General features: G+C 36.8%; 23 protein-coding genes and 1 riboswitch. Of the genes, 6 read left to right on the plus strand and 17 right to left on the minus strand.

Annotation, left to right across the window (positions count from 1 at the left end):
- Nucleotides 1-246 precede the first annotated feature (246 nt).
- Entirely contained in the window at nucleotides 247-1,152 is a 906-nt protein-coding gene (locus tag EDD61_RS10975) for an endonuclease/exonuclease/phosphatase family protein (RefSeq protein WP_008691176.1), read from the plus strand.
- Between the two features lie 1,037 nt (nucleotides 1,153-2,189).
- Here EDD61_RS10975 and EDD61_RS10980 read toward each other — a convergent pair.
- The 3 genes from EDD61_RS10980 to EDD61_RS10990 form a co-directional block, all read right to left on the minus strand.
- Nucleotides 2,190-2,876 carry a LytR/AlgR family response regulator transcription factor gene (locus EDD61_RS10980; protein ID WP_020991098.1) on the minus strand — a complete coding sequence of 229 codons (687 nt, stop codon included), beginning with the start codon at nucleotides 2,874-2,876 and terminating at the stop codon, nucleotides 2,190-2,192.
- A 20-nt stretch (nucleotides 2,877-2,896) separates the two neighbouring features.
- Nucleotides 2,897-3,616: a chitin disaccharide deacetylase gene (gene chbG / locus EDD61_RS10985; protein WP_008977749.1), complete on the minus strand. Its 720-nt coding sequence runs from the start codon at nucleotides 3,614-3,616 to the stop codon at nucleotides 2,897-2,899.
- Nucleotides 3,617-3,741: 125 nt separating this feature from the next.
- Nucleotides 3,742-5,007, minus strand: a complete 1,266-nt coding sequence (locus EDD61_RS10990) for a UDP-N-acetylglucosamine 1-carboxyvinyltransferase (protein ID WP_008691173.1) — start codon at nucleotides 5,005-5,007, stop codon at nucleotides 3,742-3,744.
- A 767-nt stretch (nucleotides 5,008-5,774) separates the two neighbouring features.
- Here EDD61_RS10990 and EDD61_RS10995 point away from each other — a divergent pair.
- Nucleotides 5,775-7,259, plus strand: coding sequence for a DUF1846 domain-containing protein (locus tag EDD61_RS10995; protein ID WP_117547701.1), 1,485 nt, complete (start codon nucleotides 5,775-5,777; stop codon nucleotides 7,257-7,259).
- Between the two features lie 311 nt (nucleotides 7,260-7,570).
- Here the strand turns inward: EDD61_RS10995 and EDD61_RS11000 are convergent, their stop codons facing one another.
- From EDD61_RS11000 to EDD61_RS11035, 8 genes are all read right to left on the minus strand, one after another.
- Nucleotides 7,571-9,241 carry a formate--tetrahydrofolate ligase gene (locus EDD61_RS11000; protein WP_132225379.1) on the minus strand — a complete coding sequence of 557 codons (1,671 nt, stop codon included), beginning with the start codon at nucleotides 9,239-9,241 and terminating at the stop codon, nucleotides 7,571-7,573.
- 27 nt (nucleotides 9,242-9,268) lie between these two features.
- Nucleotides 9,269-10,501: a phosphoribosylamine--glycine ligase gene (purD, locus tag EDD61_RS11005; protein ID WP_132225381.1), complete on the minus strand. Its 1,233-nt coding sequence runs from the start codon at nucleotides 10,499-10,501 to the stop codon at nucleotides 9,269-9,271.
- Between the two features lie 64 nt (nucleotides 10,502-10,565).
- Nucleotides 10,566-10,663: riboswitch (purine riboswitch) on the minus strand.
- A gap of 278 nt (nucleotides 10,664-10,941) precedes the next feature.
- Nucleotides 10,942-11,709 carry a hypothetical protein gene (locus EDD61_RS11010; RefSeq protein WP_132225383.1) on the minus strand — a complete coding sequence of 256 codons (768 nt, stop codon included), beginning with the start codon at nucleotides 11,707-11,709 and terminating at the stop codon, nucleotides 10,942-10,944.
- Entirely contained in the window at nucleotides 11,706-12,422 is a 717-nt protein-coding gene (locus EDD61_RS11015; RefSeq protein WP_008977754.1) for a hypothetical protein, read from the minus strand. The genes EDD61_RS11010 and EDD61_RS11015 overlap by 4 nt, the downstream gene beginning before the upstream one ends.
- 12 nt (nucleotides 12,423-12,434) lie before the next feature.
- Entirely contained in the window at nucleotides 12,435-12,881 is a 447-nt protein-coding gene (locus EDD61_RS11020; protein ID WP_008977755.1) for a LytR/AlgR family response regulator transcription factor, read from the minus strand.
- A gap of 306 nt (nucleotides 12,882-13,187) precedes the next feature.
- Nucleotides 13,188-13,973 carry a Cof-type HAD-IIB family hydrolase gene (locus tag EDD61_RS11025; RefSeq protein ID WP_132225385.1) on the minus strand — a complete coding sequence of 262 codons (786 nt, stop codon included), beginning with the start codon at nucleotides 13,971-13,973 and terminating at the stop codon, nucleotides 13,188-13,190.
- 216 nt (nucleotides 13,974-14,189) lie between these two features.
- Complete coding sequence (locus EDD61_RS11030; RefSeq protein ID WP_132225387.1) at nucleotides 14,190-14,528, minus strand: PTS sugar transporter subunit IIA; 339 nt, start codon at nucleotides 14,526-14,528, stop codon at nucleotides 14,190-14,192.
- A gap of 117 nt (nucleotides 14,529-14,645) precedes the next feature.
- Complete coding sequence (locus EDD61_RS11035; RefSeq protein WP_117547706.1) at nucleotides 14,646-15,941, minus strand: HD domain-containing protein; 1,296 nt, start codon at nucleotides 15,939-15,941, stop codon at nucleotides 14,646-14,648.
- A 175-nt stretch (nucleotides 15,942-16,116) separates the two neighbouring features.
- Here EDD61_RS11035 and EDD61_RS11040 point away from each other — a divergent pair, with 175 nt between their 5' ends.
- The gene (locus EDD61_RS11040; protein ID WP_132225389.1) at nucleotides 16,117-16,848 is read left to right on the plus strand and encodes a CPBP family intramembrane glutamic endopeptidase; all 732 of its coding nucleotides are present in this window, start codon (nucleotides 16,117-16,119) and stop codon (nucleotides 16,846-16,848) included.
- A 131-nt stretch (nucleotides 16,849-16,979) separates the two neighbouring features.
- On the opposite strand, the gene EDD61_RS11045 is transcribed toward EDD61_RS11040, so the two are convergent.
- Both EDD61_RS11045 and EDD61_RS11050 read right to left on the minus strand, forming a co-directional pair.
- Nucleotides 16,980-17,378, minus strand: coding sequence for a (deoxy)nucleoside triphosphate pyrophosphohydrolase (locus tag EDD61_RS11045; RefSeq protein WP_132225391.1), 399 nt, complete (start codon nucleotides 17,376-17,378; stop codon nucleotides 16,980-16,982).
- Complete coding sequence (locus tag EDD61_RS11050; RefSeq protein WP_132225393.1) at nucleotides 17,341-18,117, minus strand: Tim44 domain-containing protein; 777 nt, start codon at nucleotides 18,115-18,117, stop codon at nucleotides 17,341-17,343. The genes EDD61_RS11045 and EDD61_RS11050 overlap by 38 nt, the downstream gene beginning before the upstream one ends.
- A gap of 124 nt (nucleotides 18,118-18,241) precedes the next feature.
- Between EDD61_RS11050 and EDD61_RS11055 the strand changes: the two genes are divergently transcribed.
- Both EDD61_RS11055 and EDD61_RS11060 read left to right on the plus strand, forming a co-directional pair.
- Entirely contained in the window at nucleotides 18,242-19,225 is a 984-nt protein-coding gene (locus tag EDD61_RS11055; RefSeq protein WP_132225395.1) for a Gfo/Idh/MocA family protein, read from the plus strand.
- Nucleotides 19,222-19,587 (plus strand): DUF6483 family protein, encoded by a 366-nt coding sequence (locus tag EDD61_RS11060; RefSeq protein WP_132225397.1) that lies wholly within the window; start codon nucleotides 19,222-19,224, stop codon nucleotides 19,585-19,587. Before EDD61_RS11055 ends, EDD61_RS11060 begins: the two co-directional genes overlap by 4 nt.
- Nucleotides 19,588-19,717: 130 nt before the next feature.
- On the opposite strand, the gene EDD61_RS11065 is transcribed toward EDD61_RS11060, so the two are convergent.
- The 4 genes from EDD61_RS11065 to EDD61_RS11080 all read right to left on the minus strand — a co-directional run bounded on the left by EDD61_RS11065 (nucleotide 19,718) and on the right by EDD61_RS11080 (nucleotide 22,597).
- On the minus strand, nucleotides 19,718-20,182 hold the full coding sequence (locus tag EDD61_RS11065; protein WP_008977764.1) for an S-ribosylhomocysteine lyase: 465 nt from the start codon (nucleotides 20,180-20,182) through the stop codon (nucleotides 19,718-19,720).
- A gap of 52 nt (nucleotides 20,183-20,234) precedes the next feature.
- Nucleotides 20,235-20,534, minus strand: a complete 300-nt coding sequence (locus tag EDD61_RS11070; RefSeq protein ID WP_008691135.1) for a hypothetical protein — start codon at nucleotides 20,532-20,534, stop codon at nucleotides 20,235-20,237.
- Between the two features lie 138 nt (nucleotides 20,535-20,672).
- Nucleotides 20,673-21,227, minus strand: coding sequence for a PadR family transcriptional regulator (locus EDD61_RS11075; RefSeq protein WP_008691134.1), 555 nt, complete (start codon nucleotides 21,225-21,227; stop codon nucleotides 20,673-20,675).
- Between the two features lie 50 nt (nucleotides 21,228-21,277).
- Complete coding sequence (locus EDD61_RS11080; protein ID WP_117547710.1) at nucleotides 21,278-22,597, minus strand: Mbeg1-like protein; 1,320 nt, start codon at nucleotides 22,595-22,597, stop codon at nucleotides 21,278-21,280.
- Between the two features lie 152 nt (nucleotides 22,598-22,749).
- Between EDD61_RS11080 and EDD61_RS11085 the strand changes: the two genes are divergently transcribed.
- A partial coding sequence (locus tag EDD61_RS11085; protein ID WP_132225399.1) for an HAD family hydrolase occupies nucleotides 22,750-23,369 on the plus strand: 620 nt, incomplete at its 3' end.

Below are 23,369 nucleotides of genomic sequence, written 5' to 3' on the forward strand. Positions count from 1 at the left end.
TAACATTTTTTCACAAATTGTAAATATCGCAAATAAAAATTTTTTAAAAAAAGGGATTGACAAACGAAATGTAAACGCTTATCATTTGTGTGTAAAAGTTAGAAGCGAAATGATAAAACGTGTTACTGTTCAATCAGGCATGAGTTTTTGGGGAAAAACTTATGCCTTTTTTTGTAGTTTCATGTAGATATCGTTCTGCTCTGGATCCAGCTTTACATGTTTATGTTCGTAAAACAGGAGGAAACTATGAAAAAATTATTATGTGCTTTATGTGCCATGACTTTATTAGCAACTGCAACAGGATGTTCTAACAACAATGCCGACAAGGACAAAAAGGAAACAAGCGGCAATACACTGGTTGTCGCATCAAACAACATTGACGCAAAATCACAGCCAGATGTAGATGCACAGCGTAAATTATTGGAAGAAAACGGTGTTGAGATTTTCGGACTTCAAGAAGTCGATAACATGACAAGACGTAATCACTATGATGTAGTCAGCAAATTCAAAGTTGATCCTTACAAGGATGCATTCTTCTCAAATGCCATCGCTTTCTCCGGTGGTGAATATGGTATTGCGACAGTATCGAAATATGAATTCAAGAGCAAAGATGCTACTAAATTGTATAGCGATTTATTTGCTGGTAAAGAAATCGCACAGGAATTGGCGGATGCTTACAAAGACTATGATCCAGACAATAAAGAATCCGAAGCAAAGATGGATGCTGTATCCGCAAAGAATCCTATTGAACCACGTTTATATCAGCGTGTCGTGATTGAAAAAGACGGCAAAGAAATCGCCTTCTATAACACTCATTTAAGCTATGAAGATCAGAAATTGCGCAAACAGCAGATGGAAACCTTAATGAAAGCCATGGACAGCGATACTTGCAAATATGTAATTGCAGTTGGTGATTTTAATGCCGATCAGTCCACAAAAGAATTTGATGCATTTAAAGAAAAATATCATATTGCCAATGGTTTAGATGGCAAATGGTTAGATACGTATAATGGCGTTGATGATACTATGAAAGTAAACAGTGTCGACAACATCATTGTGTCAAAAAACATCACGATCAAAGAAGTTAAAATGATTCCTTCTAAATTGTCTGACCACAATCCTCTAGTAGCTACATTAGAGCTAGGAGAATAGTTTCATAACATTACCCTTCATTTCCTATTATGAGAACTGTTAAGCGTTACAGTTCTCTTTTTATGATTATCAATTTACATCTTTAACATAAATGATATTCGAATATTCAGAATCATTAGGAGTCAATCTGTCACTAAAAAAAGCCTTCTATCTCAATTCACTTGTATAGAAGGCTCTACTATTTATTTGTATGTTTATCACGACCATTCTCTTTCATGTCTTTGTATAAGATATTCATCTTTTTACTTCGCGATTTCCATCAAATTACAATACATCAATCAAGAATAGCGCTACGTATCTGTTTCATTATGTCCACATAGGTCTTTTCCTATTTCCTTATCTAGCGCAGTTATTTCACCTTACTGCATTCTTATTGCCTATGTTTCACATTTTCACTTACGCTTTTGATTTCTCCTGACTTTGCTTGAATTCCAATGACGCTGCTCAAATCTCATCAGTATACTTAACGTTTGTGAATATCATGTTACCCTTTCATTGTTTGATACACTTACGTAATTACTACTATTTACACAACCAATATGTGAAACACTTTCTTACGGTTCTCTTTACAACGAAATTATCTTAACATGATTTATATAATTTATCTTCTCACCACCCTTATACATCTATTGTTATTACGAAGTAGTTTCTTGATAAATTCTATAATCCTAATGGAACAATACTATGGAGTTTCCTCATATCCCTATGAGTGATAACATCACTGTTATCGTTTCCTGATACCTTGTCTGCTGTCACCAGTACTTCTTCAGGCTTTAACTTCCGATGATCCTCACCGTATTTTCCTAAATTATGTTGAGATTATGATATTGAAATAACTTTCCTCTGATGGAATACCTCTACAAGATACCCTTTCACGCATCAGCCTTGGACAAGTTCCATAATTCAACGATCAAACGTTCCCATCTTCTCACCGCTTTCTTTTGTTTTCTTTTTCTTTACACTTTCATTATATTCGTCAATCTGATTATGTAAAGAGAAGTGGAAAATCTGGCGTTTTTTTGGAATAATCTGTTACTTTATGTATGCTTAGTGAAATCTCTTACTTTGGCAATGACTTCCGGTCGTCTAGCTCTTGCAAAAGGTAATTCTATTTTCTGCAAAAATACACTTTCTGTTTCAAATCGCGTTACATATTGCAAATTAACCAAAAAACTGGAATGAATCCGTAAAAAGTGATATTTTTCAAAATACTTTTCAGCATCTTTAATACTCTTGCGTTCACTGAATTCTCCTCGTTTTGTATGATAAACAAGGTTTTTATTGTCTTTTTCAATGTAATAAATATCACTGATTTTCAAAGGTACACTGATATGGTTATAAGAGAAAAAATATTCTTCCTGATTGGCTAATAAATTTCGCACAAAAGGATCAATACGCTGTAATTCATGTCGTAATCGTCTACGATCGATATATAAAATACGTTCAAAGTTGCCAACTTCATGTTCATAACGTTTTTCTTCTACCGTTGTAAATATGACAACACGTTCCGGATAAGGTTGAATAAAGGTGCCGGCAATTCTTTGCGTGTCAAATTTATCTTGAAGAATAAGAATCTGATATTCTTTCTGCTGTTGGGCTTTCACAAATTGTGACAACTTTGCGAAATACTGAAAGGTCCAATCTTCATCCTTTAAAATATCCCCTAAAATGAATAAGATATTTTTTACCATTTCTTCACTTTCTAAAATTGCCACCCTTAACATGACCCTCACCTCATCTTTTCTTATAAATCACTATAACGCAATCGTTGTATTCCTTTTGCTTGTAAATACTCTTTTAAATCCTTATTACATAATATGTCCAATTCATTTATACGTTGTATATTATAGGAAGTTGTTTGTTGTAAAAACATATCGAGATAAGCCGGATGACACATTAAATCATAGCAGTTTGCTTCCTCTAAAGAATCCACAATTTGTTTCAGATTTGAAATTGTTGCACCATCTGCATAAAACTGATCAAGCAAGAGTGCATGTGGCATCATTGTTTCGTATTGAAACCCACCACGCACCGGCAGATCATATTCCTTTTGCAGCCGCTCAAATACTCCTTGCACATGAGGAAAGGTATGGATATGATGATGAGAATCTAAATGATCAGGATGCAAACCGGATGCCAACACTTTTTCAATTTGGAGCTTTAGTTCTTCATACATTTCCTCTTCGTCAAATTCATTGATATCCCCTTGTTTTTTAAAGGAACCATCCCTTCTTGTTAAGCTCTTATACCCCTTACCTAACGGATAGTAACAGGTTAAGGTTAAATGGACACCGATACCTAAATCGCGATGCTGCTTTGCCAATGTGACCGCATGCGCAAATCCGGGCATATTTGCCATCATAGATGTTGATGTAACAATGCCTTCCTGATAGCCTTTCAGGATGCCATAGTTTACTGCCTCATCGAAACCGAAATCATCGGCATTAACGATTAATCGCTTCATTTCAATGCTCCTCCTTTGACATATCGTCATCTTCATTATACTCCTTTTTTCCTCTCCTGCTTAGGAAGGTTCGAAATAAAGCAATCCTTTCGCTATTAGAAAAGCAGGCTTTTACCTGCTCTATTTTACTCTATCGTTTCTCTCCAAATCTTAGCACCTAAAGCACTCAGTTTTTCATCAATGTGTTCATAACCTCTTTCAATATGATAAATATTACGAATGGTTGTCGTTCCTTCCGCAATCAATCCGGCAATGACAAGGCATGCTCCACAACGCAAATCGGTTGCAGACACTTCAGCACCGGATAATGGTGTCGGTCCATTGATGAATGAGCTTGGTATCATCACATTAATATTAGCCCCCATCTTTGCTAACTCCTGACAATGTTTAAAACGCTCTGTATAGATCGTTTCCGTCACAATAGACTGTCCATGTGCTTGTGTCAGTAATGCCGTTAACGGTTGCTGGATATCTGTCGCGAAGCCAGGATATGGGAGTGTTTTGATATCTGTTGCTTTTAAATTTCCCGTATTCCCTTTTATAATTAGGCGATCTACATCTACCTTAATATCAACACCGATTTCATGCAGCTTGCTTAATAAGGACTCTAAATGCTGTGGAATGACGTTTTCCACAACAACCTCATCGGCCGCTGCTGCTGCTAATACGATATATGTCGCTGCTTCAATACGATCAGGTATAATTTCATGGAAACAGCCGCCTAATGCCTCAACACCATCAATCGTGATGACATTCGTTCCTGCTCCACGTATCTTTGCGCCCATCTTATTTAATAACGTAGCCACATCAATGATCTCAGGTTCTTTTGCGGCATTTTCAATGGTTGTTCTGCCTTGTGCATGAACAGCAGCCATCATGATATTGATCGTAGCCCCGACACTGGCAATATCCAAGAAAATTTTATTCCCGATCAATTGTGGTGCATCTAAGATATATGCTCCATGATCATAATGAATGGTCGCTCCTAATGCTTCAAATCCTTTTAAATGTAAATCAATCGGACGAGGGCCTAAGTAACAACCGCCGGGCATCCGAATTTCCGCATGGCCATATTTACCTAATAATGCCCCCATAAAATAATAGGATGCTCTTAATTTATTTACCGCTTCATGGATCAAAGGTTTATTTTCCATCTGTGTCGGATCAATGACAATGCTGTCAGAGGAACGTATATCGACAACAACCCCAAGATCACGAAGGAGTACAGATAAAGATTCTACATCGGATATACTTGGTACCCCACATATCGTAACCGGTCCGTTTGCTAATATTGCTGCTGGTATAAGTGCTACCGTCGCATTTTTTGATCCGCTGATGCGCACGGTACCATTCAATTTATGTCCACCTTCTATTTTGATAACTTCTTCCATGTTTATCTCCTTCCAGTATTACTATTTTATTATGAAATCTATCACTCGTGATAGTTGCGTGTAAAAAAGTGCATTCTTATTATAAAACATTTTATCCCGTATAGCTATGAGAAAATAGACAAATTCACATTTCCCTATGAAGCACAATGAAAAGCGGTAATTGCCTATACATAATTATAACATAGCTTTTTAAAGAAAAGCGATTTTCCATATATTGTTATACATCCTTAAATTATAACTCTTTTTGCTTTCTCGCTTGATTCCATATCGTCATGCTTTCCTAAGAAATTACTTACATAGCTATTGGACATATAGGTAGCAAACACCTATTTCACATTGGATAAGTTAAAACGAATGGCAATTATTGTATTCATGAATATCATCATCAATCATACTGTAGAAACGGTCCATAAAGTATACACTTATTGGCTTTTAAATACCGTATACACTTATTGACTTTTCAAATACACTATGAAAAGATACCCTGTAACAGCATAATATCTTTGTTTGCGAATAGCCTATTCCTACTTTAGTTATCCTTACCCTGCCTGTTTTTCTTTTTTACATATTGCATGCAAAAGGAGTATTCATCATAATCTTTCGCAAACATATTGAAATTATATAAACCCATTCTATTCGCCTAATTCTTCCTATCTAAAATCCTTTGTTAGAATTTTCTTATTTCTTGCTATTTTAATTAGTAAATATACAATTATTTTGCTATAATAAGACTTAGTGATTTAAACGATTTAAAGGAGAGTGGAACGATGAAAGAAATCGCTTTTGATAACGACAAATATCTAAAACTGCAATCAAAGCATATCTTAGATAGAATTTCTAAATTTGACAATAAGCTATATCTGGAATTCGGCGGCAAGCTGTTCGATGATCATCATGCTGCACGTGTCCTTCCGGGATTTCAGCCGGATAGTAAATTAAAAATGTTGTTAGAACTGAAAGAAGAAGTAGAAATTGTTATCGCTGTTTGCGCAAGTGATATAGAGAAAAATAAAATTCGCAGCGACATGGGAATCACCTATGATGTAGAAGTACTGCGTTTGATTGATGCCTTCCGTGATACCGGTTTATATGTGGGTAGTGTCGTCATTACCCAATATGCGAACCAGGCATCCGCTGATACATTTAAAAAACACCTGGAACATTTAGGTATTCGCGTTTTCCTGCATTATCAGATTGCCGGTTATCCTAACAACATTCCGCTGATTGTTTCTGATGAAGGTTATGGAAAGAATGAATACATAGAAACCACGAAACCATTAATCGTGGTGACAGCTCCGGGTCCGGGTTCCGGTAAGATGGCTACCTGTTTGTCACAGCTTTACCACGAACATAAGCGTGGTGTAAAAGCCGGTTATGCGAAATTTGAGACTTTCCCTATCTGGAATCTTCCTCTAAAACATCCGGTAAATCTTGCTTATGAAGCTGCGACAGCTGATTTAAATGATATTAATATGATTGATCCTTTCCATTTAGAGGCTTATGGTGAAACAACGGTAAATTATAATCGTGATGTGGAAATATTCCCTGTTTTAAATACGATGTTTGAAAAGATTCTAGGCGTAAGCCCTTATAAATCACCAACGGATATGGGTGTTAACATGGTTGGTTATTGCATATGCGATGATGAAGCAGCACGCAAAGCAAGTACTGAGGAAATTATTCGCCGTTACTATAAAGCGAAGGTAGACTTCAAAAAAGGGCATACCAATGAAGACACAATCAAAAAAATAGAAATTATCATGTCTCAGGCAAATATCATACCGGAAGAACGTGCTTGTGTAAAACCGGCACTTGCCAAAGCGGAAGAGACGAATGCACCGGCTGTTGCCATTGAATTACCGGATGGCACCATTGTCACAGGAAAAACAACATCTTTATTAGGTGCCAGTTCGGCAGCATTATTAAATGCCTTAAAGAAATTAGGCAATATCAATGATATCATTCCTTTAATATCACCGAATATCATTGAACCAATCCAGAAATTAAAAGTGGGGTCATTAGGCAATCACAATCCTCGTTTACATACCGATGAAGTTCTAATCGCCCTTGCTATCAGTGCTACGACCAATCCGGTATCACATTTGGCATTGCAGCAGCTTGATAAATTAAAGAATTGTGAAGCCCATAGTACTGTTATCCTATCACAAGTAGATGCAGGAACCTTCCGTAAGCTGAAGGTCAATCTGACTTGTGAGGATCAGTATCAGACCAAAAAATTATATCATCGTTAATTAGATCACTCTTGAACTATCGTAAGGTTTGCTGTCTTGAAAGTAGCAAACCTTTTATTATCCCCTATCGGATACAATAATCTTTCTAAACATAAAAGATACGATAAAATAAGTAGGAATTGTTGCATACCAAAAGTCAAAACAGCATTATAAAAAAGAAGGTAAGTATGCCCCTTTTCTTAATCTTAATGATATACACTTTTAGAATTATGGTACAAAACAAAAAAGCAACCTAAAAGAAGAAATCTAATATCACTTACACAAGGATATGATTTCTTCTTTTTCAATCACTATAGTTTAACTTGTTTCTATTAGAATAACCCTACGATATGTCCTTCTTCATTGATGTCCATATCTAAGGCTGCCGGATGTTTTGGTAAACCTGGCATGGTCAAAACTTTACCGGTTAATGCAACGATAAAGCCGGCACCTAAGGATGGATTTAATTCACGTACCGTAATACGGAAACCTTTTGGTGCACCATAAACCTTCGCATCATCGCTTAAAGACATCTGTGTTTTGGCCATACAGATTGGCATCTTATTCCAGCCAAGTGCATTATACAGAGCAATCTGGGCTTTGGCCTCTTCGGTAAAATCAACACCATCAGCGCCATATACCTTCGTTGCGATTGCCTGAATCTTATCTTCAATGCTGTCTTCTACAGCATATAAAGGTGCGTAGTTATTCTCTTGATCACATAAAGCAACCAGTTGCTGAGCTAAGTCAATAGCCCCTTCGCCACCTTTTGCCCATACCTGAGATAAAGACATTGGATGTTGATGCTCTTTACACCAATTTTCTAAAGCTGTCACTTCTTTTGGCGTATCGCTAGCAAATTCATTGATAGCCACGATATAAGGAAGACCGAATTGTTTTACGGTATCAATGTGTTTTGCCAAGTTTTCACAACCGGCTAACATAGCTTCGACATTTTCTTCTTTTAAATCTTCATAAGCGACATTTCCATGCTGCTTCAAAGCACGAATCGTTGCCACGATAACCACTGCATTTGGTTTTAAACCACCAAAGCGACATTTGATATCTAAGAATTTTTCAGCTCCTAAATCTGCGCCAAAACCAGCTTCCGTAACCGTATAATCCGCCAGTTTTAGACAAGTCTTAGTTGCTAAAATAGAGTTACAGCCATGAGCGATATTCGCAAAAGGACCACCATGGATCAAGACCGGATTATGTTCCAATGTCTGCACCATATTTGGTTTGATGGCATCCTTCAATACCATAGCCAGCGCACCTTCAATGCCTAAGTCTTTTACATAAATAGGTTCCTTTTTCGTATTATAAGCAACCAACATACGACCTAAGCGCTCTTTTAGATCCATGAGGGATGTAGCTAAGCACAACACCGCCATAACTTCGGATGCGACCGTGATGTTAAAGCCATCCTTACGCTCTACACCATTGGCTTTTGCGCCTTGTCCGATATTGATATTGCGCAGCGTGCGATCATTCATATCCAGACAACGTTTCCAAGTTACATGTTCAATATCAATATCCAGTTCATTGCCCTGATGAATATGATTGTCTAAACAAGCACTGATTAAATTATTGGCCGTTGTGATGGCATGCATGTCACCGGTGAAATGCAGATTGATATCTTCCATTGGCACAACTTGTGCATAGCCGCCTCCGGCTGCCCCACCTTTTAAACCGAAGACCGGTCCTAAAGATGGTTCACGTAATGCAATCATCGTCTTTTTACCAATACGGTTTAAGGCATCTCCCAATCCAACAGTTGTCGTTGATTTTCCTTCACCGGCTTTTGTTGGATTGATGGCAGTCACCAGAATCAGTTTACCATCCGCTTTATCCTGATTGCGGTTTAATAAATCCAGGGATACCTTTGCCTTATAGTTGCCATAGTATTCCAAGTCACTTTCCTCAACACCAATTTTAGCCGCTACATCGCGAATATGCTCCAATGTGCATTCTTGTGCAATTTCCAAATCTGTTTTAAACATGACGCTCCTCCTTCTGATCGTAATCAATTACATATCTTTTTTGCCAATATCATGGCGATGGAACAACTTCTCACACTGAATTTTTGCTACTTCATGATAAGCTTTATCAAATGCAGCCTGTAAGGTATCTTCCTGTGCCACAACGATCATGACACGTCCACCGGCGGTTACTAACTTACCATCTTTTTTTGCCGTTCCCATGTGATAAACAAGGGCATCTACTTCATCACAGCCTGTAATCACAGCATCCTTAGTACTTCCCGCAGGATAGCCTTCACTTGCTAAGACAACACCAAGCGTTACCTTATCATCCCATGTTAATTCCATAGCCTCATGGTTCATCACATGCAAAATGACGTCAACGAAATCACTTTTTAAGCGTGGCAAGATTACTTCTGCTTCAGGATCACCAAAACGGGCATTGAACTCAATAGTTTTAATACCTTTATCCGTTAACATTAAACCGCCATATAAGAAACCGGTAAATGGATGTCCTTCTTTTACCATTGCTTTGGCCATTGGCACCATGATGGTATCCATTGCCTCTTGAATAATTTCTGGTGTAATTTTCTTAACCGGTGAATAGCATCCCATACCACCGGTATTAGGACCTTTATCTCCATCATACGCGCATTTATGATCTTGTGCCACCTGCATAGGCACAACGATATCATCACATACAAAGCAAATTAAAGAGAACTCAAAACCTACCAGACATTCCTCAATTACAACCTTATTACCGGGAATGCTGAAGGCAATATGTATTGCCTCTAACGCTTCTTCTTCACTCTGGGCAACGGTAACACCTTTTCCGGCTTTTAAACCATCTTCTTTAATAACGATAGGAGCACCTTGTGCCTTCACATAGGCAACTGCGGCATCTTCTTTATCAAAGGTCGCATAAGCAGCGGTTGGCACATCGTATTTCACCATGATCTGCTTAGCGAAATCCTTACTGGATTCAATTTGTGCCGCATCTTTTGTAGGCCCGAAAATCTTTAAGCCAGCCTGTTGGAATGCATCGACAACACCAAGGGATAGACTAGCCTCAGGTCCGACGATTGTCAAATCTATCTGTTCTTTTTTCGCAAATGCAACCAAACCATCCACATCGCTGTCACTGATGTCTACACAGGTCGCAAACTGTGCCATGCCGGGATTTCCCGGTGCAGCATAAACTTCATCTACCAAAGCACTTTTATGTGCTGCAAGTGCAAGAGCATGCTCTCTTCCACCCTTTCCAATTACCAATACCTTCATTTTTCTTTTCCTTTCTGTTATCTAAAATAAAAAAACATGAAAAGTTCACAAGAAACCTTCATGACCATGTCAAAAGATTCCTTGTAGTCCACCGATTAGGTCAGCGGGTAGAAACTATCAACCAAATTATGATACTATACAAGGTTTTACCACATTTATTTTACTTTATTTCATGTACTTTTACAATCCTAATTATGTCTACCTTCTATGATTTCATTGGTTTTATTTATCAATATGAAACCCTTTTTAAATCCACTGCCATATTTCTTTTCCGTTTGTTATTAACAGGCGATTTCCTTATTGTTCATTTTTTCCTGTCCTTTCCTAAGGATATGAACATCTTGTCATCTTTTCTAATCCTTACGCATGATTTCTTTCGATTTTATCAGCCACTTTCCTTACCTATCTTAGCTAATTAAAAGGCAAAAGAAAAGATGTCCTTAGGACATCTCATCTGTTAAGAAGGCATTACCTCCGATATTATTGGCATGAAAGATACTTCCATCCGCTTTTAAATAAAAGATTGCCTGCCCGTTATAGACGACTTCTTTACCATCTTGTAAATAATAATAGCGAAGATTGGTAGCATAATAATCATATCCTTTATCTTTCATTTGAAAAGTTAACTCATAACCGACATTCTTCTCTTCAACGTTTGACTTTCCTTGTTTCCATTTGACACTGACATGTGGATTCACACACTCGATACGTTGCAGTTTTCCTTTCGTTTTCTTATGCATTTCAAGGTCTAACACTTTTGGTTTTCCTTCAACTCGCATCGCAAGGGATTCTCCTTCATCAAAATCAAATGTATTTACCCTCCGGTTTTGTAAATGCACTTCGCCGATTGACACAGCTTTTTGCTTATCCTTTTCCTGATATATAAGTTCGCTAAAATGCACATCACTATTTTCCAAAAGGTGCATGATTACAGAGAATGTTTGCCAAGTACCTTCTCTTATGATATTCGTAGGCTGTATTTTATAAGGTGGATCCATCTTTTTAGTACACTGATAATCGCGAATATCCACAAATTTTCCACTTCCCTGATAGAGATAATCAACCTGCCAGAAATGTGCATTATCCATTTCATAATAGTAACTGATTTTAGGCAATATGGTTTCCTTTTTCGGTGTCGCATTGCAAACGGCATAACCACCAAGTACTAGAATAACCAATACAACAATAACGATTATTTTCTTTTTCATTTTGTTTCAATACCTCCCTTCTCAATACGGAAATGTTGTTTTAAATCTAGCGGATGCTTATTTTCACCTTCGGTAAAGTTATAGATTTCCAAATCATACTCAACAATCGGACAATTTTTCTTTCTATGCTGCCCTACGATCATTCCGATTAGCTCATTCTCACCTTTTACTCTTTCTTGATAAAAGCTAGCGCCTATTCCTGACTTATTTACCGATACATGAAAGAACTCACGATTTTCTAAAGGATACGTGTAAGGATATACGATAGCATAAATATAGGATTTCCCATCTACTTCCGCATAAATGCTTGTCGTGCCATCTTTATTCTTTTTCTCTTGATGAATAAAGGAGGTTTTTGCCTGCTTATGCAGCTCTTGAATCTTTTTCTCTACACCTTCTCTTGTGTTCCCAAAGTCAACATAGCCATTTTCTACATTACACGTTTCTTCTACAATTTGCTGGTTTGGTAATGCATAGACATTTCCCATATACACTAATACGCTAATCACACTTGCGATAAAGTATAGGATCATGATTGCTTCCAAAGAAAGGATACGCACCTTTTTCCCTGTCAACACTTGATTGATTCGCTTTTCATAAAATTTTCGATAACCTGCATACAACAATACTCCTAATAAGATTATAATACCTAGCATGCATAGAAACCCTTCCGTACTCTGCGGCGCAAAAATTTTTTCTAATTGTTCTTTCATCTTGTTCACCTCCTAGAAACCCATCTCTTCTTTGAAACGGTAATAATAGCTTCGTGATACTTCAATTTCTTCTTGGTTATCCAAAACTAGTGTGAATTTCATATAAAGATTGGTACGAATCCTACGAATAGCTTTTTTATTAACGATATATGCTTTATGAACACGCAGAAAACCTTTTTCATACAAGCCTGCTTCTAATTGATACATCGTATTCTTACTACGATAACAGCCACTTTTTGCATGGACAAGTATTTCCTGGGAAATGCTTTCAATATACAAGATCTCATCCACTGCCAAGCGCATATGCTCTTCGCCATCTTTTACCAACAGGTAATCATACTCATGGTTAATTTCATATAAGACCATACTCGCATGATCATCAAATTGTACATCACCCTTTTGGATAGCCGTCTTTACTTTTTCCACTGTTTCTTTTCTACACAGCAACCTTATTTTCATGATCTTTCCCTCTCTTCACTTTTAGTTTAACGAATTCACGCTTTAAGACAAGCTAATTTCTATAACCTGCATTTTATGGGGATAAGTTGCACTGCAAAAGCCGATAAAGCAATCTTCTTTACCAACAAGAAAGCATTTACTTATCCAACACCATACCATAAAAGAATGGCAAGAATATCTACCCTTACGATAACAAGAATTCATTTTTATTGTGTTAAAACCCATCTTTTCTTTTTAAGAATATCATATTTGAATATCTGCGTATATAAAAAGCGCCCTACTGAAAGGACACTTTACGATTGCTCTTTATAATAATTGAAAAGCATTGACAGCTTCCATTAAACCATCATGATCTACATCACTGCATACATGCATGACTTCCTCATGGAGATGCTCATTGGCATTGCCTAACAAAGCACTGTTTTCCACAAAACGAAACATTGCTAAATCATTGTTGCTATCACCGAACACATAACAGTTTTCAATATCAATATTCAATTTATCCATAATAAATTGAATCCCGGTTGCCTTAGAATGACCTTTTAAGATCAACTCTGCACAATGCTGCCCACGGTCGATATATTCAAAGTTTTGGATGATGAAATCATGAAATTCCTGTTCCTTATCCAAATCCTGATAACTGACAAACATCTTCACAAAATCATCTTCCAAATCATCTACGGACTTCATCACCATATTGGCATCATGATAACGCTCCAACAAATTTAATAATCTAGGTGATTGAATGCCATGTGTCATATATAAAGCATGCGTTCCCTCAAAGAAGGCATCGACATGACACTCTGCAACCTTTTGGATAATTGCCTCATATAATTGCTTATCAACATCCACATCATACAGCACTTTATCATGGTATTCGATATAACTACCGCAACCTAAGATTTGTCCGTCAAAATCCAATTCAGATATGATTGGGTCAAGGATTGCTTTTGTTCTTCCGGTGTTCAAAAACAATAAATATCCTTTATCTTTCAATTTATTCAATACTTTGCGTGCACTCTTGGGTATCGTATGTGTTTCATCAGAAATGAGTGTACCATCATAATCAAAAAATAGCGCTTTTTTCTTCATTACATATCTCCTGTTATTTCCTGAGAGCATTTTAACACAGACCTTTCGCTTTCTCAAGTGTTGAGGGAACGCTGTTGAAAACCTTTTGTGAGGCAAAAGGCATAAACACTTGATAACCGTACCATAAATAGTAAGAATAAAAAAACAGAAGCAGCACACCTATCTACTTCTGTATGTTTACTATCATCCTAGCTTCTAAACAAGGCTTTTAACGATTTATCTTTCACGATGAATTTGTGTTTCTAATTCATCGAGACGACGATAGGTATCCACAAATTCATCACAGAGAATCTTAAAGCTCTCTGCACTCATAAGCTGGTCTTGCGCATGGGTCAGTAATAAATTTACCTCTACATGGTTGCCCCCGGCTTCCTCTTGGATCATGAGCTGATGAATCCGATGACCTTTCGCATACATTTCATTTCCTTTGCGCACAAGCTCATTGCATCCCTCATAATTTTTACTTTTTGCTTCCTGAATAGCCTCAATGTAAAAACTTCGTGCCTGTCCTACAGATGAAATGATTTCCAGGATATCTAATTCAGATGGTTGCATCGCATTCATCTCCATTCATGTTTTCTGTTCATTCATTGTACCATATCCCTTATCTGAATTCACTAGAAAATCGTAAAATTGCTAAATTTGTAACCGTTATCTTGTAAGAGCCACACCTTATTCTGATAATTGCCAGATGGTCGATTCCTTATAATCTTTGTGTGTTTTCGTCTTAATACGAACATCTTCATTGGCTAAATGTTCAATCGGATAATAAATTTTGTGTTCTTCCTTTAAATCAGCTCTTGTTAAAGCTTTGACGATTTCACTTGCTTCACTCAATTCTTTAATACTGCCATCTTCTTGTAACACTAAAATATTATGAGGATTATCCTGAATAGAATAAGGTGAGTAAGGGCGCTGAGATACTGCATCGCGATATACATAATAAGTAGGATCATATCCCATTGCCGCTACTTTATCACAGATTGCTGTATAATCCTTTTCACTTTCAATTGTTTTATAAGCGAATAATTTACGATTCAAGATACGATATGCAATGTCACACAAAATTTCATCACCGCAATACAATAAACGGGAAAAGCCATAAAAGGCAGCTGGCTCATCCATCTGGTAGAGATCTTCAATATCAGGTTCTTTTTTAAACAAAAAGGGATGAAACATCGAAACTTCACGCAAAACATCCGGATCTTTTTTAGCAACATCCTTCATCCTTTGAAACATGATTGATAATAATGCCTCATAACTGCGTGCCACCGGATGTAAATATACTTGCCAATACATATGATAACGTGCCATGATATAATCTTCCACACTGTGGATACCACTTTGTTTTACCACAATACGTTCATCCTTTAAACGAATGGTTCTAAGAATGCGCTCTAAATCAAATTTCCCATAACTTGTCCCTGTAAAGTAAGCATCTCGTAATAAGTAATCCATACGATCCGCATCCAGTTGTCCACTGACAATTTGATTTAGACATTCTTTGGGGTTCTCATACCGAATGATGCTGGCAACATCATTCGGTAATTCGGGATCACAATTGGCTAAAATGCGATGAATTTCACTGTCTTCTAAAATGATCTTAACCGTATATTCCTCATGCTTAAGGGGAGAAATATCCTCAAAGGCATGAGAAAATGGGCCATGACCGATATCATGCAACAAACCGGCCAGCATAACAACTGCTTTGCCATAATCACTTAAAGATTCTGCAATGCTGTCAATTTCATACACCATTCTTCGAACGATTTCATATACCCCCAAAGAGTGTGAAAAACGGGAATGTTCTGCAGTATGATAAACCTGAAAATCACCGCCAAGTTGATGAATACGGCGTAAGCGCTGCATTTCTCTGGCATTGATACAATCCCATACGACTTGTAGATCCACATGGATATAGCCATGAACCGGATCACGCAAGACCTTTGTTTCAGATGTTTTTTGCATACGGTTCCCTCTTTTCTATGATTATGTATATTATACTATATTCTAATGCATATGGAGGAGATGTTTTATTATTTAGATGCTGCATAAAACTATTGGCTAGCTTTATCTTTTCTTTTTTTAATGATACACTATAACTATTATATCACGATCTTCTTTATATATAGGAGGCAGTATTATGAAACAAATTTTGAAGAAAGAAAAGAGCGTCTTTATTTTTTGTCTTATGTACATCGGTTGGCTTACCGCTTTCCGTTATCTGTTTATCGATACCACATCGCAATCTTTATTCGCGTCATTCGGTATTTCTTTAATTTCTTATCTGCCTATTCTTTTACTGGCTTTTACTTGTTATCGTAAGGAAATGAAACAATGGCTGAATTTACATATGCTCTGGCCCCCTATTATTGGACTTATCGTGTATATTGCAGTTTCTATATTTATCTATTTTCTGCTAGCAAGCGATCTAACCATAGATTCTGCAAGCTTTATTTATACCGTTGTCGAGTATCTACTTATGACTGGGGTATGGGAAGAAATCATGTATCGCGGTATTGTGTATACAACCTTTAAAACAAAGCGCGGTAAGGGTTTTGCTGGGCTTATGAGTTGTATCTTATTTACTGCTGCACACCTTCCTGTGCTTATGAGCGGCCATACAAATGACATCTTTGGGTTTGTGGTGTTAAGCATTCTAATTTCCGTTATTTTCATATGCTTATTTGAAAGAACACATTCTTTATGGCTCGCTATTTTCTGCCATGCTTTATGGAATCTAAACAATACGATTGCATTCCCTCTTTTCATTTACCTGGCTGTAGTGATGTTAATCGAACAGCTTATAAAATACAGAAAACGAAAGAAGACAATGAAAAAAACAAAACTATCTTCCTCCTATGAGGAAAGCTGAAAGCATTTCTTCTTTCATCAAAGATTCCTTGCGAAATGTAAGGAATTTTTTATACACGTTTCATTAAGCAAAAGAAAAGAACTGATAGATTATACAGTTCACTTATATCTTCAATACTTGATACACTAGCTTTACAGGTGCTTGTGTTCGTACGCTTTTAAAGCTTCCAAAATAGGGGTGTCAGCTTTTTCAAATGGATATGCAGATATCTCATCTAAGGCAACCTTACGCACCTCATGATGTGCACTTAGCTTCATTTCCCCACATATTGCCTTACAAACATAAGCATGCACATGCAATATGACATCTTCACGCACATCCTCAATACTTGTCAAATAGCAAATTATCTGACAGGTTAAATTCAACTCTTCTTTTAACTCTCGCAGAATAGCTTCTTCCTTTGTTTCGCCGCTTTCAACCTTACCACCGGGAAACTCCCAGATATTTTCATGTATGCCTTTTCCTCTACGTGCTATCAAATATCCTTCTTGATCATGAAGGATGCCGCATACGATTTCCATTGTTTTCATTGCCAATCTCCTCACTGAAATTCACAAAGTCTTGAATGTTCATCTCATCTTTTTGACGCACTTCATCTAAGTAAAATTCATCCTCTTTTCGTATCAGCTTCCAAAACTCGATAAAGCTTTGTGCTTGTTTATTACCATCTAGCATGGTCCCATCATCCTCGTTGATCGTATAATCAATCATCTTTCCTTCTATATAAAACCATGCCATATCTTTACTGTCATCCAAAGCATCATAGATTCCAACTAATGAACGTGATAATAGTTGAATGTTTTCCAAAACATTACGTTCCTTGCGAATATCCATCCAGTCAATCTTGGCTTTCCAATTTTCCATAAGCCGATCACTTAAATATGGCTGAAGGTCTTCCAGACTTTTCATCGTCCAAGCATTCTGTACTGCATAAAAAATTTCTTCTACTCGTGTGTAAATATGATCTTCATCCCAAACAGCATCTAAATCATCTATTTCTTTTAACAATTTTTTGCTTTGTCTGCTCTTCTTATATACCTTGCCTCGATAAACTAAATATGCACTGCTGCTTAACACTAACAAGGCAATTGCTTCCAGTATACCGACATTGCTATTACCATCACTTGTATGATTGGTATGTGTGCCACCGGAAGAGCCACCTCCCCCACTTGCACCACCGCTTCCTCCACCACCAGCTCTGGCATAAACAGGAAGTGACATCACCATAACAAGCAACAGACAAAAAAGTACCGTAAATGCTTTTTTCATATCCGTTTTTCTCCTCATCTACATTATACAAAAATCATCACCAATTACAACAAAATATGTACTGTCCATTCATTATCCTTCTGGTTTATGATATATTTATATTATACAAAGAGGAGGATTCATCATGAAAGTAGCTACAATTGGTACCGGATTCATCGTTGACTGGTTTTTGGATGCGGTAAAACAAAATGAAGATGTGGAATGTGTTGCCATGTATACCCGGAAGAAAGAGCATGCACAAAACCTAGCAGATAAGTATGGCATCAAAGACATCTATGAAGATTTAGAAGCAATGTTAAATCGTGAGGATATTGATTTTGTTTATGTAGCTTCACCAAACAGCTTACATTTTCAATATAGCTTACAGGCGATGCAACATGGTAAACATGTCATTTGTGAAAAACCATTTACTTCTAATTGCCGAGAATTTCAAATCTTAGATACCTATGCAAGAGAACATCACTTATTTTTATTCGAGGCAATCGTAACTTCTCATATGCCAAACTATCTGACGCTGAAAGAGAAATTACCTGAGCTGGGAACCATTCGCATGGTACAGTGTAATTTTTCTCAATATTCCAGTCGTTATGATAAGTTTTTGGCTGGTGAGACTCCAAATGTCTTTAGCCCAGCCTTTTCAGGCGGTGCTTTATCCGATATTAATATTTATAATCTGCATTTTACGATTGGTTTATTTGGCAAACCTAACGCCGTACAGTATCTCCCAACTATCCAGCGTGGAATTGACACCAGTGGGGTAGCAATTTTAAAATATGATGGCTTTACATCTGTATGCGTTGGGGCAAAAGATACTAGAAGTCGCTGCATGGCGCAGATTCAAGGAGAAAAGGGCTATGCTGTTGTAGAATCAGAAACAAGTAAATGTGCGGTATTAAAAATTTATAAGGATGGCAAAGAAGAAAATCTGACATTGCCGCAAAACGATATCGCATTGTACTATGAGGTAAAAGAATTCAATCGCCTTTTTACGGAACAGGATTATACTACCTGTTACCAAAAGCTGGAGTATTCCCGAACGGTAATGGAAGTTTATGAAGCAGCACGTAAGGATGGCGGCATCATATTTGATGCGGATCATATCGCATGAGTGTCTTTGAAAACGATTGGATGATGCGGCAAATCTCTTCCATGACAAAAATGCTTCGCATGATGTTTTTCCACAAGGCCTCTGAAGAAATCACGGTCGAAGAAGAATTAAAGGACGAAGAGACAAAAGTTTATTATCATACTATTTACCAGCTCATCCAAGAAGACAATTATGCCCAAGCCATGAACTATTTAGTTGAGCATTTCACAGATAAGAATCTGGAATATTTGAAAACAGCCTTGGCTTTCTTTGATTATTTAAACGCAAAAGAAGACAGTGAACTGCGTGCACATGGCTATTCCAAAGATCAGCTATATAGCGATTTGAACTTTATTACTAAGCAATATGGGATAGAACTGTAACTGCCATGATCTAAGCAAAGTTTATATACCATCTACCCTCATGTATCATGATATCCATGATCATTACATTTAATTAATTATCAACAGATAAACAAAAGCATGCTGTTTCCCACAACATGCTTTTGTTTGATTATTGAGGATATGCTAACTGCTCGATGTGCCAATCCTTAATTACTTCTAAATACTCCTTTGCAATCGTTTTAGCTTTCGTTAAATCATGATCCAAATAGTTTCCACACTCTTTTGATTCTTGAGCTCCCGGAATAGCTCCTTCATAATTACTGATGAATTGCATGGTCTTTTGAACAAGGGCAATCGCTTCTGCCTTCGTCATTTTATCACGTACTAAAAAATAAAATCCGGTACGACACCCCATTGGTCCAGCATAGATAATTTCATCTGCATATGCACTGTTACGTACATAAGTCGCAAATAAATGCTCAAAGGTATGTAAACCGTCATTCTCCAAATATATTCCACCATTAGGGACAACCATTCGCAAATCATAGGTGATGATATCCCCATCGACACGTGAAATATACATGCCTTTTGGCAATATATCATGATTTACACAGAAACTTGTTATTTTTTCCATATCTATCCTTATCTCCTTTAAAAAGAAAGCTGCAGAACAGCTTTCTTTACTCTTAATTTACTTCAGAATACTTACGTCTTTCAGGACTCAGATTATCAACGTAATAGCGAATGGTCAGACTTGCCGCACATTTACTTTTATTTTTTGGCTCTACGATAAAGCCATCACCCTCTAACATGCTTTCCAGCATTGCTTTACAGCAAACATTCTGATTTTTCATGCCCGGTTCACATTCTTCTAGTAAATCTTTTGCGTTAACTTCGATATATAACCACTGCTTGTTATGTGCTTCCCATTTTTTATCTTGAAGTACATCTAAGTATTGTTGTTTTTCCCACTTCTTCGTTTCCATATTTCCACGCTCCTTTGCCTTCGTATCTTTGTTTTCATATGGTAATTACAAGGCTATTATAGCACGTTTTCACGCTGTGTCAAAAATTCTTTGAAATTCAAGGATTTGCTTTCTATGCATGTGCATGCACCACTTTGATCAAGAAATCTTTTCTTTTAATTTATCAATACACCAATTCGCCCACTTAATTTCATTCTGATAATACATAAATCCATAGGTCATAGTCATTCCCCAATAAAAAGATTCGTTATCTTTATGAATCTGTGCCTCAAAATCAGGTATCTTATTTAAATCCTCATTCATATGATCAATGACCTCTGAGCATTCACGTATATATTTTTCAAGTAAACGCATGGTCTGGTCAATATCAATCTCACTGGAAAAGAAGATTTTAATCAATAAAGGGTTTTTATATTTCATAATATCAGATAGCTCTGCATCTGCCAGCCAGCGATGCAATTCGAGTTTTCCTTCCTCCGTGATATGAAACACCTTCTTATTCGGTTTATCACTCTGATACACGATATCTGAGTCTACCCAATTCTTATCTGTTAATGTCGTCAGCTCTTTATAAATCTGTGAGGTCTGCGCATGCCAAAAAAAGGCAATGCTGGATTTAAAATAACGATCAATGTCATACCCTGTCATATCCGCATAATTCAACAAACCTAAGATTGCATGTTTTAAAGGCATTGTATTCCTTCTTTCTGATGTCTATATTCCATAATTAGAATACTATACTTTCAGTCACTTTGCAAGTCTTCCTCTTTCTCGTTTTGTTCTTTTATTTCTTGTGCGGAACGATTGCGGATAGAGCGCATCGCTTGGAGAATACGCTCATTATTTTGTGTCAGCAGATCCTGTAAGTTTTGTGTTGTCTTATTCATCAAAAGCTCATAATTATGAATAAACCCTTGGGTTATCTGAGAAATATCTAGCTCATTTAGCTTATTGATCGCTGATAAATTTCCTACTACATCATAAGCCTTACGCAAAGCATCTTTCGGCTGTAATCCTTTTACTTTTTCTAACAACTGCTTAGTTTTTCTACGCTCGATTAAATCTTGAAAAGTAATCGTCTTTATTTCCTCATAATCGATATCTTCGAATAAAGATGTATATTTACTGATATGATAGATCAATACACGATACAATTCTGACATGGATAAACCACTTTCAAAATAATCATCCATTCTGGCAACTAATTTCTGCAAACGCTCTTCTTTCAAATTCACAAAAAAATCATTCACAAAATGATAGACAACTTTAGGAACTGCCGTTTTCTTTTCGGCCAACAGAAATGCATTATGACGAAATTCCTGCATAGCATAAAGATTATGATTATGATATAGTTCTTCCATCGTCCCACAAGGAAATGTAGAACGTATATAATATGGTTCTTTCATATGTTCAAAGAAAGATGATATACAATCATTTTCATTTTCAAATATTAATAATTTTCTTTGAAACTCACTATCTTCAATACGCTCCTGATACAGGTTAAAAATATCTTTCGTGATACCCGGTGCATTAAAGCTGACAACGCCTAATAACAACTCTTGTAAATCTTGACGCATCGTCAATGCACAATATAAGGCAAGATTCCCTCCTTTGGAGTGACCGCACAGATAAAATGGCTTTGTGATTTGTGTCGTATGCAAACAATGAAGTGTAAAGATTTGTTGATACGTTGGTTCCTTTAAAAACATGCGAAAATTGTCCATCCAATCCTGCCAACCGGTTTCATGACGAATATCGTCAAAAGCCTCACTGCCGCGAAAAGCAAAGATTAGTTCTTCATCCGTTTCAAAGATATAATAGACAACACCACTGTTCGCATTATCATCAAAATATTCCCGTACCCGCATCGTTTCATAATGTTCTAAGGAAATACTTTTTAATAATGCTAGATTTAAACGAAAATCAGCTAAATGTCCATAATCTTCTACAAGTGATGTATCCGCTAAAATCCTACGTATCATATCCGCAACACGAATACCTGTACCATAGCTATTAAAATAGGATAATAATGATAAATCAAAAAACACTTCTTCCTGCAGCATGAGCAATCACCCCTTTCAGGTTTTCTTTATTATAAAGGTTTTCCTTTTAAATGCAAGTGCGTACCTATCTGGTTTATGATATACTACTGATAATTTTTCTTGACGTTTTGCCAAGGTCAGCTAAAATAAAAGGGAAAGAGAGAGGATAGTACATGATAAAGGGAATATTATTTGATTTTAACGGAACAATGTTTTTTGATGGCCCCATGCATAAAAAAGCATGGAACACCTTTTCCTTAAAATATCGCAATAAACCGATTACGGACGATGAATTGGATCACATGCACGGACAGACAAATAAACGTATTATTGAAATGTTAATGGGAGATCATTTAAGTGAAGAAGAGAGTAAAAACCTCTCGCTTTCCAAGGAAGCCCTGTATCGTGAGGTATGCCGTAATGATCCAGCTACCTTTCATTTGGTAGACGGTTTAGAGGAAGTACTAGACACCTTAAAACAAAGGCACATACCAATGACGATCTGCAGTGCCTCAATTAAAGATAATATCGATTTCTTTATTTCCAGTTTCCACTTAGATAGCTGGTTTGATGTAGATAAGATTGTATATGATGATGGTTTACATACAAATAAAATTACAATGTTTCAAGATGGTGCATCCCGCATTGATGTGCCCATTGAAGAATGTCTCGTTTTTGAAGATTCCTTAAGCGGTATAGACTTTGCATATCGCTGTCATGTCGCAAAAATTATCGCTATTACCACTTCGGATAAAGTGGCGGAATACAAACAGTTACCAGGAGTAAATACGGT

Source organism: Longicatena caecimuris (assembly GCF_004341945.1).
Lineage (GTDB): Bacteria > Bacillota_I > Bacilli_A > Erysipelotrichales > Erysipelotrichaceae > Longicatena > Longicatena caecimuris.

Coding starts and splice junctions, on each gene's coding strand:
- EDD61_RS11025 (WP_132225385.1), bottom strand. CDS start 13,973: ATGAAGAAAAAAGCGCTATTTTTTGATTATGATGGTACACTCATTTCT.
- EDD61_RS11030 (WP_132225387.1), bottom strand. CDS start 14,528: ATGCAACCATCTGAATTAGATATCCTGGAAATCATTTCATCTGTAGGA.
- EDD61_RS10975 (WP_008691176.1), top strand. CDS start 247: ATGAAAAAATTATTATGTGCTTTATGTGCCATGACTTTATTAGCAACT.
- EDD61_RS11075 (WP_008691134.1), bottom strand. CDS start 21,227: ATGCCTTTAAAACATGCAATCTTAGGTTTGTTGAATTATGCGGATATG.
- EDD61_RS11055 (WP_132225395.1), top strand. CDS start 18,242: ATGAAAGTAGCTACAATTGGTACCGGATTCATCGTTGACTGGTTTTTG.
- EDD61_RS11015 (WP_008977754.1), bottom strand. CDS start 12,422: ATGAAAGAACAATTAGAAAAAATTTTTGCGCCGCAGAGTACGGAAGGG.
- EDD61_RS10990 (WP_008691173.1), bottom strand. CDS start 5,007: ATGGAAGAAGTTATCAAAATAGAAGGTGGACATAAATTGAATGGTACC.
- EDD61_RS11070 (WP_008691135.1), bottom strand. CDS start 20,534: ATGGAAACGAAGAAGTGGGAAAAACAACAATACTTAGATGTACTTCAA.
- purD (WP_132225381.1), bottom strand. CDS start 10,501: ATGAAGGTATTGGTAATTGGAAAGGGTGGAAGAGAGCATGCTCTTGCA.
- chbG (WP_008977749.1), bottom strand. CDS start 3,616: ATGAAGCGATTAATCGTTAATGCCGATGATTTCGGTTTCGATGAGGCA.
- EDD61_RS10980 (WP_020991098.1), bottom strand. CDS start 2,876: ATGTTAAGGGTGGCAATTTTAGAAAGTGAAGAAATGGTAAAAAATATC.
- EDD61_RS11020 (WP_008977755.1), bottom strand. CDS start 12,881: ATGAAAATAAGGTTGCTGTGTAGAAAAGAAACAGTGGAAAAAGTAAAG.
- EDD61_RS11000 (WP_132225379.1), bottom strand. CDS start 9,241: ATGTTTAAAACAGATTTGGAAATTGCACAAGAATGCACATTGGAGCAT.
- EDD61_RS11035 (WP_117547706.1), bottom strand. CDS start 15,941: ATGCAAAAAACATCTGAAACAAAGGTCTTGCGTGATCCGGTTCATGGC.
- EDD61_RS11080 (WP_117547710.1), bottom strand. CDS start 22,597: ATGCTGCAGGAAGAAGTGTTTTTTGATTTATCATTATTATCCTATTTT.
- EDD61_RS11050 (WP_132225393.1), bottom strand. CDS start 18,117: ATGAAAAAAGCATTTACGGTACTTTTTTGTCTGTTGCTTGTTATGGTG.
- EDD61_RS11045 (WP_132225391.1), bottom strand. CDS start 17,378: ATGAAAACAATGGAAATCGTATGCGGCATCCTTCATGATCAAGAAGGA.
- EDD61_RS11040 (WP_132225389.1), top strand. CDS start 16,117: ATGAAACAAATTTTGAAGAAAGAAAAGAGCGTCTTTATTTTTTGTCTT.
- EDD61_RS10995 (WP_117547701.1), top strand. CDS start 5,775: ATGAAAGAAATCGCTTTTGATAACGACAAATATCTAAAACTGCAATCA.
- EDD61_RS11010 (WP_132225383.1), bottom strand. CDS start 11,709: ATGAAAAAGAAAATAATCGTTATTGTTGTATTGGTTATTCTAGTACTT.
- EDD61_RS11065 (WP_008977764.1), bottom strand. CDS start 20,182: ATGGAAAAAATAACAAGTTTCTGTGTAAATCATGATATATTGCCAAAA.
- EDD61_RS11060 (WP_132225397.1), top strand. CDS start 19,222: ATGAGTGTCTTTGAAAACGATTGGATGATGCGGCAAATCTCTTCCATG.